This window comes from Chryseobacterium sp. MIQD13, assembly GCF_050496705.1.
Lineage (GTDB): Bacteria > Bacteroidota > Bacteroidia > Flavobacteriales > Weeksellaceae > Chryseobacterium.
Map to the genome: position 1 here is coordinate 243,496 of NZ_JBNWAF010000004.1, position 13,776 is coordinate 257,271.

At 37.0% G+C, this 13,776-nt stretch carries 16 protein-coding genes; 9 read left to right on the plus strand and 7 right to left on the minus strand.

The features are described 5' to 3' along the window. The first annotated feature begins 4 nt into the window (after positions 1-4). Genes ACQWU4_RS18020 through ACQWU4_RS18040 form a run of 5 tightly spaced genes read left to right on the plus strand, consistent with a single transcriptional unit; the run spans position 5 to position 3,069 of the window. The gene (locus tag ACQWU4_RS18020) at positions 5-847 is read left to right on the plus strand and encodes a DUF5777 family beta-barrel protein (RefSeq protein ID WP_429937132.1); all 843 of its coding nucleotides are present in this window, start codon (positions 5-7) and stop codon (positions 845-847) included. 1 nt (position 848) lies between these two features. Then, positions 849-1,199, plus strand: coding sequence for a hypothetical protein (locus tag ACQWU4_RS18025; protein WP_429937133.1), 351 nt, complete (start codon positions 849-851; stop codon positions 1,197-1,199). Between the two features lie 11 nt (positions 1,200-1,210). After that, positions 1,211-1,756, plus strand: a complete 546-nt coding sequence (locus ACQWU4_RS18030; RefSeq protein ID WP_429937134.1) for a YceI family protein — start codon at positions 1,211-1,213, stop codon at positions 1,754-1,756. Continuing rightward, positions 1,753-2,280, plus strand: coding sequence for an ankyrin repeat domain-containing protein (locus ACQWU4_RS18035; protein WP_429937135.1), 528 nt, complete (start codon positions 1,753-1,755; stop codon positions 2,278-2,280). Before ACQWU4_RS18030 ends, ACQWU4_RS18035 begins: the two co-directional genes overlap by 4 nt. Positions 2,281-2,283: 3 nt before the next feature. Next, the gene (locus ACQWU4_RS18040; protein WP_429937136.1) at positions 2,284-3,069 is read left to right on the plus strand and encodes a T9SS type A sorting domain-containing protein; all 786 of its coding nucleotides are present in this window, start codon (positions 2,284-2,286) and stop codon (positions 3,067-3,069) included. Positions 3,070-3,134: 65 nt separating this feature from the next. On the opposite strand, the gene ACQWU4_RS18045 is transcribed toward ACQWU4_RS18040, so the two are convergent. Further along, positions 3,135-3,617 carry a hypothetical protein gene (locus tag ACQWU4_RS18045; protein WP_429937137.1) on the minus strand — a complete coding sequence of 161 codons (483 nt, stop codon included), beginning with the start codon at positions 3,615-3,617 and terminating at the stop codon, positions 3,135-3,137. A gap of 131 nt (positions 3,618-3,748) precedes the next feature. On the opposite strand from ACQWU4_RS18045, the gene ACQWU4_RS18050 reads away from it, so the two are divergent. Beyond that, positions 3,749-5,032, plus strand: a complete 1,284-nt coding sequence (locus tag ACQWU4_RS18050; protein WP_429937138.1) for an ectonucleotide pyrophosphatase/phosphodiesterase — start codon at positions 3,749-3,751, stop codon at positions 5,030-5,032. A 69-nt stretch (positions 5,033-5,101) separates the two neighbouring features. Here the strand turns inward: ACQWU4_RS18050 and ACQWU4_RS18055 are convergent, their stop codons facing one another. Beyond that, entirely contained in the window at positions 5,102-5,980 is an 879-nt protein-coding gene (locus tag ACQWU4_RS18055) for an NAD(P)H-binding protein (RefSeq protein ID WP_429937139.1), read from the minus strand. Positions 5,981-6,059: 79 nt separating this feature from the next. On the opposite strand from ACQWU4_RS18055, the gene ACQWU4_RS18060 reads away from it, so the two are divergent. Next, complete coding sequence (locus tag ACQWU4_RS18060; RefSeq protein WP_429937140.1) at positions 6,060-6,419, plus strand: winged helix-turn-helix transcriptional regulator; 360 nt, start codon at positions 6,060-6,062, stop codon at positions 6,417-6,419. Between the two features lie 54 nt (positions 6,420-6,473). Here the strand turns inward: ACQWU4_RS18060 and ACQWU4_RS18065 are convergent, their stop codons facing one another. After that, positions 6,474-7,529: an NAD(P)-dependent alcohol dehydrogenase gene (locus ACQWU4_RS18065; RefSeq protein WP_429937141.1), complete on the minus strand. Its 1,056-nt coding sequence runs from the start codon at positions 7,527-7,529 to the stop codon at positions 6,474-6,476. Between the two features lie 33 nt (positions 7,530-7,562). Beyond that, positions 7,563-7,967 (minus strand): cupin domain-containing protein, encoded by a 405-nt coding sequence (locus tag ACQWU4_RS18070; RefSeq protein ID WP_429937142.1) that lies wholly within the window; start codon positions 7,965-7,967, stop codon positions 7,563-7,565. A 130-nt stretch (positions 7,968-8,097) separates the two neighbouring features. Between ACQWU4_RS18070 and ACQWU4_RS18075 the strand changes: the two genes are divergently transcribed. After that, the gene (locus ACQWU4_RS18075) at positions 8,098-9,000 is read left to right on the plus strand and encodes a helix-turn-helix domain-containing protein (protein ID WP_429937143.1); all 903 of its coding nucleotides are present in this window, start codon (positions 8,098-8,100) and stop codon (positions 8,998-9,000) included. Between the two features lie 209 nt (positions 9,001-9,209). Next, positions 9,210-10,550: a carboxylesterase family protein gene (locus tag ACQWU4_RS18080; RefSeq protein ID WP_429937144.1), complete on the plus strand. Its 1,341-nt coding sequence runs from the start codon at positions 9,210-9,212 to the stop codon at positions 10,548-10,550. Between the two features lie 28 nt (positions 10,551-10,578). Here the strand turns inward: ACQWU4_RS18080 and ACQWU4_RS18085 are convergent, their stop codons facing one another. The 3 genes from ACQWU4_RS18085 to ACQWU4_RS18095 all read right to left on the minus strand — a co-directional run bounded on the left by ACQWU4_RS18085 (position 10,579) and on the right by ACQWU4_RS18095 (position 13,710). Continuing rightward, entirely contained in the window at positions 10,579-12,051 is a 1,473-nt protein-coding gene (locus ACQWU4_RS18085; RefSeq protein ID WP_429937145.1) for an alpha-amylase, read from the minus strand. 50 nt (positions 12,052-12,101) lie between these two features. After that, positions 12,102-13,196: a DNA polymerase IV gene (gene dinB / locus ACQWU4_RS18090; protein WP_429937146.1), complete on the minus strand. Its 1,095-nt coding sequence runs from the start codon at positions 13,194-13,196 to the stop codon at positions 12,102-12,104. A gap of 106 nt (positions 13,197-13,302) precedes the next feature. Next, a complete protein-coding gene (locus ACQWU4_RS18095) occupies positions 13,303-13,710 on the minus strand; it encodes a hypothetical protein (protein WP_429937147.1) in 408 nt (135 codons plus the stop codon). Between the last annotated feature and the right edge of the window lie 66 nt (positions 13,711-13,776).

The following is a 13,776-nucleotide window of genomic DNA, read 5'->3' on the forward strand; positions in this document are numbered from 1 at the left end:
GTATATGACAAAAACTCTCTTATTTTTGTCGGTACTTGCATCAGGCCTTGCTTCAGCACAGGAAGACCTGTTGAAAGATATTGACACCCTCAAAACAACTTCAGAAATTTCCCAACCGGCCTTCAAGGCTCTCCAGATCGTCACAGGGCAATCTACAAAACTTGCCGCTAAAAAAGAGTGGTATATTGTTGTAGCCCACCGTTTTGGAGACATAAGCACTGGATTTAAAAATTTTTTCGGTCTTGATGATGCTTCTACCAAATTAGGGGTCATTTATGGTGTTACAGACAATGTTTCAGTAAGTTTTTCCAGAGAAACAAATATGAAAACATTTGAAGGTGCTGTAAAGTATAAAATTGTAAAACAGACAGATAATTTTCCGGCAGATATCGTAGGGTATAATGTGATGGCTCTTAATACGGATCTGGATAAGGATAATTATCCCTATCTTAAATTTGGTGACAGACTTTCTTATCTTACCCAGGCTTTGATTTCAAGAAGATTCAATGACAAATTTTCACTGCAGCTGTCTCCTTCATATGTTCACAAGAACCTTTATGATCCTGCTATCGAAGATAAAAACCAGTTTCTCACGGGATTGGGCGGCCGCTATAAAATTTCAAAAAGAATTTCTATCAACGCAGAATACTTTGTGAATTTCGACAATCACAGTTTTTATAAAAATCCGCTTTCGCTGGGTATGGATATTGAAACCGGGGGACATGTTTTCCAGCTTTTATTTACCAATTCCCAAATCAATTCGGATATAGGATATCTTACCAATGCGGCAGGGAGATGGGAAAAAGGACAGATTTTCTTTGGGTTTAATCTTTACAGAGTTTTTTAAGATGAAAAAGATAATATACATATTAGCAGGCCTTGTCTTTCTTATTTCTTGTGAAAGCAGAACCTATGAAGAGATTTCAGATAATACACCTGTTATAGAACAGGTAAAGTACGCGAAGGATATAAAACCTATTATTGATGCCAACTGTATTGCATGTCATTCTCCCGGAGGGTCAGCTTCTTTTCAGCCATGGACAAGTTATGATCAGGTAAAAAATAATATAGATAATATCCTGGACAGAATACAAAGATCAAATGGTGATCCTGAAAAAATGCCGCAGGGTGGATCACTATCCCAGACACAGATCAACATTTTCATAAAATGGAAAGCCGACGGGCTTGCTGAAAATTAAAAATATTTGATATGGAAAAATTAGTATTAATAAGTAGTGTACTGTTCTTTACAGGCTTTGCTTCAGCCCAGAAATACAGTTCCAAAACTGGCAGCGTAACTTTTGAAGCGTCCGTGCCGCTGTTTGAAGATGTGTATGCTAAGGATGATAATAACATTGTAGTTCTGAATACGGATAATGGTGAAATGGCTTCCGTTTCTGCGGTAAAGAACTTTCATTTTAAAACCAAATTAATGGAAGAGCATTTCAATGAGAGTTATGCAGAAACTGCCAAATATCCTAAAGCAACCTTCAAAGGAAAGATTGTAAATTTTGATAAAACAAAGCTTACAGCCTCACCACAAAAATATACGATTCAGGGAACTCTGAATTTTCATGGGGTAGACAGGGCTGTTTCTTCAGCTGCTTCTGTTTATTCTAAAGATGGAAAAGTATATGTAAATGGGAAATTTATAGCAAAACCTGCAGACTTTAATGTAACGATTCCTAAAATGGTTATGAAAAAAGTAGCAGAAAACGTGAATGTAGAATATAATTATACACTGACAAAACAATGAAAAAGTTAATCTTCATTATAAGTTTCTTCATGGGTTTTTCTATGATATATGCCCAGGAAAAAGTAAAAACCATTTTTGATATTGCCAGAAGCGGAACGGTAGCTGAGGTACAGAATCTCATGAAACAGGATCCGGATATTATCAATAAAACCAACGAAAATGGTTTTTCTCCTCTTATTCTTTCATGCTACAGAGGCAATGTGGAAGTGGCTGATTTTTTGATGGATAAAGTAAAGGATATCAATTATAATTCTTCAATGGGGACTGCACTCATGGCAGTTGTGTATAAAGGCGATCTAAAATTAACTCAGGAACTGTTAGATCATAAATCAGATATCAATACAATAGATTCACAGGGGACAACACCTCTTATTTTTGCCTCGAAATTGGGTAATGTAGAAATGGTTAAGCTCCTTGTAAAATATAAGGCTAATAAAAATCTCAAAGACAAACAAGGAAATACAGCTTTTGAATATGCTGTTTTATCCAAGAACCCTGAACTGATCAACCAACTAAAAAATTAAAATATGAAAAACATTGTACTCTTTTCCTTCTTATTAATAGGTTTTTTGGGCTTTTCGCAGCAAAAAACTACAGGTGACGTACCTTTATCCCCTAATAACGGGATAATTGCAAATTTTACTCTTGATAATGCAACATCTAAAGTAACTTTGGTCTTAAAAGGTCCATCTGACAGATGGTTTGGCTTGGGAATTGGTGTTAATGCGGGATTTAGCATGTCAGCGGGAGATGCTGTAGTTTATTCGGCCGTTACCACTCCTAAACTGACAGACAGAAACTTTATAGGAACTACACAGCCTCCGTTAGACAGCTCCCAGGACTGGACTATAGTAAGTGATGTTGTTTCCGGTTCTGTAAGAACGCTGACTTTAACAAGGGCTTTGACAAATTCAGATCCGAATGATTATCAGATGCCTTATGCTACAACCACTTCCATAAGTTTTGCGGGACCAAGACCAGCTACTGCAACTACAACGGTTGCTCCTCATGGGGGAACTGCCAATGTAGGCTATGCTACTGCATCTTTTACGAGCGTATTGGGAGTGAATGAAACTGATATGGTGAGTAAAAAAGTGATTCTTTATCCAAACCCTGCTAAAGAAACAGTTAGTTTCAAAAATGCAGATAAAATAAAATCCATTGATATTTATGAATCAGCAGGAAGAAAAGTAAGATCTGTAAAGCCTGATGGTGAAAATATAAATGTAAGGGATCTTAAATCCGGAACTTACTATTTTGAAATTACTTTGAAAGACGGAAGCCTGTCTTATGAGAAATTGATTAAGGAATAAATTATTAAAAATTTTAATTAAAGTAAATCCTTCGCTTTTTGTGGAGGATTTACTTTTATACTGGCCTATTGTTGTATTTCATTATTCCGGTTTAAAAAATATAAGAGCTTATCATTTCTGTTTGTTATAAAATCTTTTCCATCACAATCAAATCTAGAAACCAGAACGCCTTGATTGTAAGTATCCCATATTTTGAACCGATATATTCTTTTATGAGTATAAACATTAATAAAGTACTCTTTTCTTTTTATTGGATGATCCACCCATGTGAAATCATCATGTTTAAGTTCTTCAAATAATGGTTTTACAATTTCTTTGTCTATTTCCCGGTCGTCAATCAGTATTTTAATGATATTTGAAAAATCTTCCTGATTGAAAGCATTATATTCTTTTATTTCTTTCATTATTCTAAATGAAAATACAAAGATTAAAACTAGGTATAAAGCATATAAAATGTAAGGTTTAATTTTTGTTTTGTTTAAAAGAATTGCCAAACCCATTGTTAACATGAACAATATTGTACCAGCCCAAATGTAAATGCTTCCCATACTTTAATAATGACCACAAAAATATAGAGATTTTATTTATCATAATCCTAAAAAAAGGTTTTAATGATTTTTTAACCCGTTAAATTTTCATCTGAGGTTTTGACACAGTAACTTTGCTGAAAATTTCTATAATGAAGCGAGGACTGCATTTTTTACTGTTTATTTTTTCTTTGACACTTTTTGCACAGAAAGCACCGGTAGATACCACTCAGATTGTTATTCCCAACCGGTATAATACAGTTGATGCCCAGACAAAACCTTATGTAATCATGATCTCAACGGATGGTTTCCGTTATGATTATGCTAAAAAATATAATGCAGAGAATCTTTTGAAGCTTTCCAATGAAGGAGTTCAGGCAAAAGCAATGATTCCCAGTTATCCAAGTATAACATTCCCGAATCACTGGAGCCTGGCTACCGGATTATATCCTTCACATCACGGTTTGATTGATAATTTTTTCTACGATTATAAGAGAAAAGAGTTCTATGCCATGAGTGACAAAAAAAATGCTGAGGACGGAAGCTGGTATGGCGGACTTCCTTTATGGGGGCTGGCTGAAAAGCAGGGAATGATCTCAGCTTCTATGATGTGGGTAGGTTCTGCAAGTGATGCAGGAGGAAAAAGACCTACTTATTATTATCCCTACCATGAAAAATTCACACCTTCTGAAAAGGTTGATAAAGTAATTGATTGGCTGAAATTGCCGATGAATAAAAGACCTCACTTTATTTCATTATATTTCCCGGAAGTGGATGGAAGCGGACATCATTTTGGCCCGGAATCAAAAGAAACAGATGAAGCTGTTCATCTGATAGATCATGCAATAGGAGACCTGGTGCAGAAAGTAAATGATCTGGGATTGAAAAATGTAAACTTCGTTTTTGTTTCAGATCACGGAATGATAAAAGTAGACGGTGGAGCTCCTTTAGAAATTCCTGCCATACTTTTAAATAAAGACAGATTTGATTTTTATAATTCCCAGACATTATTAAGAGTAGTGGTGAAAAATCCTGACGAAGTAAAATCGGTTTATCAGGAGCTTAAAGCCGGAAAAACTGATGATTACGAAGTATATTTAGATAAAAGACTTCCTAAATATCTGCATTTTGGAACTAAAGACGATCAATACGGCAGAATAGGCCAGATTCTTCTTATTCCAAAGGCTCCTAAAATATTTTTGGAAAAAGGCAAGAAAACATCAGTTGGAAAACATGGTTACAACCCAAGACTGGTTCCTGAAATGAAGGCGACTTTCTTTGCCTGGGGCCCGCAATTCAGAAATAATGTAGTTGTAGATGAATTTTCTAATGTCAATGTTTATCCTTTGGTTGCTGAAATCCTCGGATTGAAAATTGACCAGCCAATTGATGGAAAACTTAAAGTTTTAAAAGGAACTTTAAAAGAAAAGAACTAATTAAAATTATTGAAGATAAAGTTTCGGCGGACCAAAGGTCCGCCGAAACTATTTTATAGAAAACCAAGATTAAAATTTAGAAGCAAATTCTTTAGCAAAATCCTCTAATTTAATTTCGCCGTCAACCGGAGATCCCTGCTCAATAAAATCCTTCTGGACAACCCCTGTTCTCATTCCTTTGCCCATTTCAACATATAATTCAGCCATTTCCTGTGGAAGACCTGCCTGAACCATTCCGTCAAAAGACTGCTCATCTGTAAATTCAACCCAGGGCAATGCTGAATTTCCGACAGCAGAACCCAAAACTTTTGCAAAATCCGAAGGTACACGTGAATCACTTACAACGTAACGAATGTTTTTCCCTGTTGTATTTTTTACCAGCTCTTCAGCTGCAGCTTTAGCAATATCAACTGGATGTGTTAATGGAATGCTTACATTTTCGGGATAATTTCCGCCAATGATTCCTGCATTTTTAATCAAAGGAATATCATTGAAAAAATTAATGTAGAAATAGCCTGCCCTTAGAAAAGTAACAGAAGTGTTTTCCAATCCATTATATACCTTCTCAATATGGTAAAGCCCTTTGATTGGACCAGTCTCAACAGGTGAATCAGCCCCTGCGCTGCTTAGCATGACAAGTCTTTTTACATTTGCTTTTGCAATGGCTTCTGCATAATTTTTTCCCGCATTGGCTGTATTTTCAACAATATGGGTTTCACCCATAACCGGAGGGGTCATGGCAAATACGGCATCTGCACCTTCAAATGTTTTTACCAAAAAACCAACATCGGTAATAGAGCCGATTGCTGCCTTTGCTCCCAAAGATTCAATTTCACTTTTCTTTGCTTCACTACTGCTGATTACAGTAATGTCATGACCTTCTGAAATTAGCTGCTGTGCTAATGGCTTTGCTGTATTCCCTAAAGAACCTGTTACGATAATTTTCATATTAAATGTTGTTTATTTCCTGATACAAAGTTATATTTGTACTTACTTTTATACAAGTACTTACCCTAAAGTATGTATCATGACCGCAATTAAAGAAAGCTCCACCATCCAGCAAAACCGAAAAAGCGTATTGGAACAGTGCCCCGTAATGTATGTTATGGAAAAAATAGGCGGGTTCTGGAAACCCATTATCCTGTTTAATCTTTCCACAGGAGAGAAAAGATACAGCGAATTAAAAAGAGCCATTCCGGAAGTCACGGAAAAAATGTTGATCCAGCATCTGAAACAACTGGAAGCTGATGGATTGATTATCAGGACTGCAAAACCTGTAGTTCCACCACATGTTACCTATGAATTAAGTAAGGCAGGACTTAAATTGGCTCCGGTAATTGATGCAATGGCGGACTGGGCCTTTCAGGACATGAAAAAAGCTTACTAAACATAAAAAAGACTCTTCACCTGAAGAGTCTTTTTATCTAATCTGAAAAAAATACTATAAAGACTGCATGTCGATAACGAAACGGTATTTCACGTCACTTTTGATCATTCTTTCGTAAGCCTGATTAATATCTTGCATCTTGATCAGCTCAATGTCCGAAACAATATTATGCTTTCCGCAGAAATCCAGTAGCTCCTGAGTCTCAGCAATACCACCGATTAATGATCCTGCAACAGAACGACGCTGGAAAATCATAGGTCTTGTGCTTACTTCTGCATTCTGGAATTCCCCAACAAATCCTACAAGAACCAAAGTTCCGTTTAAAGTAAGTGTCTGCATATAAGGATTGATTTCATGCTCATAAGGAACCGTATCAATGATCAGGTCGAATTTTCCTTTTACAGTGTCCATTTGTGAATCATCTGTAGAAATAACCACATGATCAGCTCCCAGCTGCTTGGCATCCTCAGTTTTTCCCGGAGTTCTTGAAAACAGGGTAACTTCAGCACCTAATCCTTTTGCTAATTTGATCGCCATATGTCCCAATCCACCCAAACCTACAACTGCAACTTTAGAATTCGGACCTACATTCCAGTGTCTTAGCGGAGACCATGTTGTTATACCTGCGCATAAAAGTGGGGCTACTGCTGCCAGATCAAGATTTTCCGGTACGCTTAATACAAAATGCTCGTCTACAACCACCTTCTGGGAATATCCTCCAAAAGTATGGCCTCCTAAATGCTTGTCTTTTCCGTTATATGTTCCTGTAAATCCGTTCAGGCAATACTGTTCCAGGTCCTCCTTACAGCTGTCACAGTGTCCGCAGGAATCCACCATACATCCTACTGCGGCAAGATCCCCCACTTTAAATTTGGAAACTTCACTTCCTACATTGGTAATTCTTCCCACAATTTCATGTCCCGGGACTACAGGATACAAAGATCCGCCCCAGTCGTTTCTGGCTGTATGAAGGTCAGAGTGGCATACTCCGCAATATAGAATTTCAATTTCTACATCTTTGGGTGTGGTCACTCTTCTTTCGATGTTCATTTCTTTCAGATCTGCCGTAGCTGATTCAGCTCCGTAGGCTTTTACTGTTAATGTGCTCATTGGTTTATTCAATTAAGTTAATAAGTTGTCTAGTTATAAATTATTGTATTCTTCATCACTTACAGGTTCCAGCCATTCCACAATACCATTTTGAGTATTGGGATTAATGGCAATATGGGTGAACTCACTATCCCGGGCTGCCCCATGCCAGTGAATCACATCAGGAAGAATATTCACAACATCTCCCGGTTTTAAGATCTGTGCATTTTTTCCCTTTTCCTGATAAAACCCTGTTCCTGAAGTTACGATTAAAATCTGACCGCCACTATGAGAATGCCAGTTATTTCTGCAGCCCGGCTCAAAAATAACATTTCCGATCTGGCAGTTCAGGTCATCTTCATTAGGTTTCAAAATCTGAATCCAGGCTGTTCCTCCAGAAAAATAAGCTTCAGGCGCTTTTTCTCCTTTTGGAAAAATATTTGTATTTAATGTTTCCATAACAATACAAAAGTCGAAACTTTTAAATAAACACAGCTTATACAGATTACCGAAATACTTACCAATTTTACAGACACCATACAAGGTATGCGGGAAAGTGGTAATTTTGAATAAGATTAAAATGAAATTCATGGAAAATCAGGAAGTTGAAATTTACAATAGCGTATCGGAATATAATAAAATGGCCAACCACGAAACCCTGCATCCGTTGGTAAGTGTGATTGATTTTTCAAAATCTGATCCTATTTGCCAGCATAAAAGAATGTTTGGTTTTTATACTGTTTTTTTGAAAGATGTGATGTGTGGAGATATGTTTTATGGAAAAAACAGCTACGATTATCAGGAAGGAACATTGGTTTTCATCGCACCTGGCCAAACCTATGGAATTTACAATAAAGGAAAGTGGATTCAGCCGGCAGGCTATGCCTTACTCTTTCATCCGGATCTGATCAAAGGAACCAATTTAGGGAAGAACATAAAAGACTATTCCTTTTTTTCCTATGATGTCCATGAAGCATTACATCTTTCTGAAAAAGAGCGAGAAATCATTTTAGAATGTTTTAAAAATATAAAGCTTGAGCTTGAACAGTCGATTGATAAACACAGTAAATCACTGATTGTCAATAATATTGAATTGTTTTTAAATTACTGTATGCGTTTTTATGACCGTCAGTTTATTACGAGAGATCATATCAATCAGGGGGTAATCGGGAAATTTGAAAATCTGGTAGATGATTATTTTAAATCTGACAACCCTAAAAATATTGGTTTTCCAATGGTTAACTATTTTGCAGAAAAGCTGAACCTGTCTGCCAATTATTTCGGAGACCTTATCAAAAAGGAATTAGGGATTTCTGCCCAGGAATTTATCCACAATAAACTGATTGATACTGCCAAAGAACAAATATTGAATCCCTCAAAATCAATCAGTGAGATTTCCTATGACCTTGGGTTTAAATATCCACAGCATTTTACGAGACTATTCAAAACCAAAGTAGGTGTTTCGCCCAGTGAATACAAAACCCTGAATTGATTTTTAAACAGAAAAGACAAAAATATTTTCACAAATACCACAATTCTATACTAAAATATTTGTGGAAATTTGTGCAGGGAATTTGTGAAATTCGTGTTTAATTAACCCTATGGAACCTACATATTTTTAACGTTAAATCAAAGCGAAAATTTTCTCATTCCAAAAAACTAAATTAATTTTAATAGATAAAAATTTTCACAGTTTTTGAAATGACAGTTCAGCAGTCCAAAACACACATTTTTCAGACAGCATTTGGAAGAATTATCGCATTAAAAGAGAATGGTGTGATAAAAGCCAAAAGCATCCGTTATGCCCGTTCAGAAAGATTTCAAAAACCTGTTGCAGAACAGCCGTCTCCTTCAGAAATTATTTTTCCGGATAAAACACCGGTTTGTCCGCAGGCTATCAGTCCGCTGGTAGAAAAAATGATTGGCCCTACCGATATTGAAAGCTTTACTCCTGATGAATCCACACAATATCTTTCTGTATTCCGTCCGGATAATTTTACAGACAATGAAAAGCTTCCCGTTGTAGTCTGGATTCATGGAGGCTCCCATGAGATAGGATGTGGCGATCTCCCTACATCTGATCCCGGTGACTGGGTGAAAGAGCAGCAGATGATTGTTGTTGCTGTTTCTTACAGGCTTGGACTTTTCGGCTTTCTGGGAGGTGATGAAAAACCGCCTAATTTAGGATTACTAGATATTATAGAAGCATTAAAATGGATCAAAACGTATATTCCAGAGTTTGGAGGTGATGCTGGAAATATTACTCTTTTAGGCCAGTCTTCAGGTGGAGATGCTATTGCCCATCTGATGATCTCTGAAGATGTTGAAGATTTGTTTCAAAGAGTGATCATACAGAGTGCGCCACTAGGATTACGTTATAAAAGACAGAAAATGTCTGCTGAATTTCTGAAAAAAACCGAAAGATTAAAAGACGAGGCTGATGTTTTTAAAATGATGGATGAGTACAGGAAATATGTACCCTCCGTCATCAAATACGGCTTGAAAGCTGCCATGCCTTTTGGTATCCAATATGGATTTCCACCTTTATGCAGGGAAGAAGAATCAACGGAAAAATGGAAAGAAAATGCCGGAAAATATGATGTGCTGATTGGCCTGAACAATGACGAAACTGCATTTTACCTTAAAACTTCTGATGCTTTAAATAAATACTTCGGAAAAGGGCTGGGACTGAAAATTATGGATAAAACAGTTGAAAAAACAACTGAGCTTATTTATGGAACCCCGGCAAAAATATTTGCAGAAAATCATGCAAAGGCGGGAGGAAATGTTTATTTGTTCAGAATCCATTCCGGAGCAGGAAATACTCATATCGGGGCTCCGCATTGTATTGATCTTCCTTTGATTTTCGGGAATGAGCCAGCCTGGAAATCCTCTGAAATGCTGAAAGATATTCCGTGGAAATACATTGATGAGAATGGAAAAAAACTGAGAGCATTATGGGCAGAATTTGCCCGGAGCGGAAATATTTCTGATGATTCTGAAAGGCCTGAGATTCTGGAAGTCCGGAAAATTGAACCTTAAATGTATGAGCAAGTTCAAACCTTCAGGACTATTCAGGAATCCATACACTTACATTTCCTGCAGGAACGGGAAAATTTCCCCAGCCGTTTTCATCGATAATTACTTTTTCTTTAAATCGCTGTAGCAGATCATGAAACTTCTTCCCTACGTACTGTCTGCCCATTTCCATAGGTTTGCTGTAAGCCTCTTTGTTGCTGAGAACTACAGCACATCCGGAATGCTCATCGTCCCCTTCACGCGTCCATCCCAGGCAGTTTGCATCTTCAAAATAATCTCTCTGTGTTCCGTACGCATACTCCTTTCTTGCTGTAAGAAGGTCTTCCATACCATCTACTTTCTGTAAGAAAATTTCCTGATTATTTCCATCCCTGCCTTTATCAACATAATGGGCTCCATACAGATCAGGATAAAACACACACGGATACCCGTTCTCCCGAAGCAGGATCAGTGCATAAGCTAAAGGTTTAAACCATGATTGTACCGGAGCTTCAAGATCCTGTAGAGGCTGTGTGTCATGATTATCCACTAGACTTACAGAATGTATTGGATCCGCCTGTGTGAGGGTTTCATCAAAGATTCTACGGAGATCATAAGAGCTGCCTTCATTGGATGCAGTATGAAAATTATTCTGCAGCGAGCTGTCAAAAAGACTCATACATCCCTCTGTAACCTCGATGTATTTTTGCAGGAGATTCAACTGCCCCGGAGCCCAATATTCTCCGACGGCAAAAATGTTTTTTTCGGAATTGGAACGAAGCATGGTGAGCCACTCTTTATAAAAATCAAATGAAATATGTTTCAATGCATCCAGCCGTACCCCGTCAAAATCAGTCAGGTTGAAATACCATTCTGCCCAGCTGTTCAGCTCTTCGCGTACAAAAGGATTCCGGTGCTCTATATCATTGTACATCAGGTAATCGTAATTTCCCTTTTCATCATCAATCATTTCTTCCCAGTCGTTTCCATATTCAGACTGGATCTTATAAATATGGGAGTCCATGCCTTCAGCGTAATCTACACCACTGAAACAGGTAAAATTCCATTCAAAATCAGAATATTTTTTTCCTCTTCCGGGAAATGTGAACTTAGTATAGGACTCAATATCAATGACATCGGAAATGATCTTTTCCCTGTTGTTTTCATCTACCTTTACAGCTTTGAACTTTTCCAGTTCATCGCCGCCGGCCTTGTGTCCAAGAACAATATCTACGATGACCTCTATATTTTGTTTTTTTAAAGCTTTAATGGTCTTTAGATACTCGTCCTTCGTACCATATTTAGTAGGAAGGTTTCCTTTCTGGTCAAATTCTCCCAGATCATACAGGTCATAAGCATCGTAACCTACGGAGTAGCCTCCATTCGTTCCTTTATAGGCAGGAGGAAACCATACTGAGGTAATTCCCAATTCTGCCAGATGTGCGGCTTCCTTTTCTGCTTCTTTCCATAATTTTCCGTTTCCTTCAGAATACCAGTGGAAAAACTGAATCATCGTCGCATTCATAAGCTGTGATTTGGTTGGTTTTCTACAAGATAGTGAAAATTTATCATCTATTAATTTTCAAACTCTTCGAACGGGATTTTTAGTTGAATGGAAACCTGCTTTTTCTCTTCAGTGTTGAGGTGGGAGAGAGAAAGTCCCAACAGTCTTACCGGCTTGTCAAACGGTCTTAGTTCCCAAAGTTTCTTTCCGGTACTAAAATACTGTTCAGGAGAAGTAAAGTAATCTTCCTTTGTAAAACTTCTTGTAAAAAGGGAGAAATCTTTGTACTTAATTTTTAAAGTTAAAGCTCTTCCGAGAATATTATTTTTCTGTAGCCTCTGATGAAGTTCCTGACTCAGATGTTCCAGCTTTTCATTGATTGCCTGATCGTCAAAAAGATCCTCAAAAAAAGTTCTTTCCACTGCAACACTTTTCTGGATACGATGAGGTTTTACTTCAGAATTATGAATCCCACGTACCACATTGTAATAATATCCTCCGGATTTTCCAAAAAGCCTTACCAGCTCTTCCAAAGTTTTTTTCTTTAAATCTTTTCCTTTATAAATCCCTAAACTAAACATTTTGTTAGCGGTAACTTTACCTACACCGTAAAATTTTTCAACAGGAAGTTCTTCAAGGAATCCCTCAATTCTATCCGGATGAATGGTTTTCTGACCATTAGGTTTGTTGATATCAGAAGCTACCTTTGCAAGAAACTTATTGACTGAAATTCCTGCGGAAGCAGTCAACCCTGTCTGTTCAAATATCTTCTGGCGGATTTCTTTGGCAATCTGATTGGCGGATTCTATATCTTTTTTATTTTCAGTTACATCAAGGTAGGCTTCGTCTAATGATAAAGGCTCTACAAGATCTGTATATTCATAAAAAATTTCCCGGATCTGTTTTGATATTTCCTTATATCTGGCAAAACGGGGATGAACAAAAATAATATGCGGACATTTTTCTTTAGCTGTTTTGCTGGGCATTGCAGAACGGACACCATATTTTCTGGCTTCATAACTTGCCGCAGAAACTACACCGCGGTGTTCTCCGCCTACAGCAATAGGTTTTCCCTTGAGTGACGGATTATCATGCTGCTCCACGGAAGCATAAAATGCATCCATATCGACATGAATAATCTTACGGGTGGGAAAAGAAGAATCCATACCGCAAAGATATGGATTCCTTTATTTTGAATTATACTTTCACTCATATTGTAATGAGCAGAGGGAAAACTGCAATTGATATAAATTCCGAAGTTCAGTTTGAAAGTTAGATATTTACAGGATCAAAAAAAACATCCTGATCTTCCTCTAACTGAAGCAATTTATTTTTATCTTTTTTATATAGCTCGATGTTCTCTTCAGTAGAAATAGCAGTCATCATTTTATAAACATTTAATGTGTCTTTCTCAATAATTATTGGGCCATTTCCAGCTAAAAAATTAGAAAAGTCTTCTTTGATATTTTTTACCTGCCAATAAAATACCCATCTAAATGGATGCTCTTCTGTAAGATGATCATATATAATAATATCCGGTTCTCCTTCCTCATTCCCAACTATTAAATTATTCTGATAATCTACAAATCGTTGCATTTTTTGCTTTTGCTTGTTCTTTTGTATACATAAATTGTTTATTTTAATTTGTTGGTAAAAATCAATAATATGTAATCTAAACACAAACTTCGTTGTTGTTCATACAGTTTATGTCCCACACCGCCAGCAACGTCATCCATTTCTTTTAAA

Excerpts from the sequence above, each read along its gene's own strand:
- ACQWU4_RS18020 (WP_429937132.1), top strand. The coding sequence starts at position 5 with ATGACAAAAACTCTCTTATTTTTGTCGGTACTTGCATCAGGCCTTGCT.
- ACQWU4_RS18025 (WP_429937133.1), top strand. The coding sequence starts at position 849 with ATGAAAAAGATAATATACATATTAGCAGGCCTTGTCTTTCTTATTTCT.
- ACQWU4_RS18030 (WP_429937134.1), top strand. The coding sequence starts at position 1,211 with ATGGAAAAATTAGTATTAATAAGTAGTGTACTGTTCTTTACAGGCTTT.
- ACQWU4_RS18035 (WP_429937135.1), top strand. The coding sequence starts at position 1,753 with ATGAAAAAGTTAATCTTCATTATAAGTTTCTTCATGGGTTTTTCTATG.
- ACQWU4_RS18040 (WP_429937136.1), top strand. The coding sequence starts at position 2,284 with ATGAAAAACATTGTACTCTTTTCCTTCTTATTAATAGGTTTTTTGGGC.
- ACQWU4_RS18045 (WP_429937137.1), bottom strand. The coding sequence starts at position 3,617 with ATGGGAAGCATTTACATTTGGGCTGGTACAATATTGTTCATGTTAACA.
- ACQWU4_RS18050 (WP_429937138.1), top strand. The coding sequence starts at position 3,749 with ATGAAGCGAGGACTGCATTTTTTACTGTTTATTTTTTCTTTGACACTT.
- ACQWU4_RS18055 (WP_429937139.1), bottom strand. The coding sequence starts at position 5,980 with ATGAAAATTATCGTAACAGGTTCTTTAGGGAATACAGCAAAGCCATTA.
- ACQWU4_RS18060 (WP_429937140.1), top strand. The coding sequence starts at position 6,060 with ATGACCGCAATTAAAGAAAGCTCCACCATCCAGCAAAACCGAAAAAGC.
- ACQWU4_RS18065 (WP_429937141.1), bottom strand. The coding sequence starts at position 7,529 with ATGAGCACATTAACAGTAAAAGCCTACGGAGCTGAATCAGCTACGGCA.
- ACQWU4_RS18070 (WP_429937142.1), bottom strand. The coding sequence starts at position 7,967 with ATGGAAACATTAAATACAAATATTTTTCCAAAAGGAGAAAAAGCGCCT.
- ACQWU4_RS18075 (WP_429937143.1), top strand. The coding sequence starts at position 8,098 with ATGGAAAATCAGGAAGTTGAAATTTACAATAGCGTATCGGAATATAAT.
- ACQWU4_RS18080 (WP_429937144.1), top strand. The coding sequence starts at position 9,210 with ATGACAGTTCAGCAGTCCAAAACACACATTTTTCAGACAGCATTTGGA.
- ACQWU4_RS18085 (WP_429937145.1), bottom strand. The coding sequence starts at position 12,051 with ATGAATGCGACGATGATTCAGTTTTTCCACTGGTATTCTGAAGGAAAC.
- dinB (WP_429937146.1), bottom strand. The coding sequence starts at position 13,196 with ATGGATTCTTCTTTTCCCACCCGTAAGATTATTCATGTCGATATGGAT.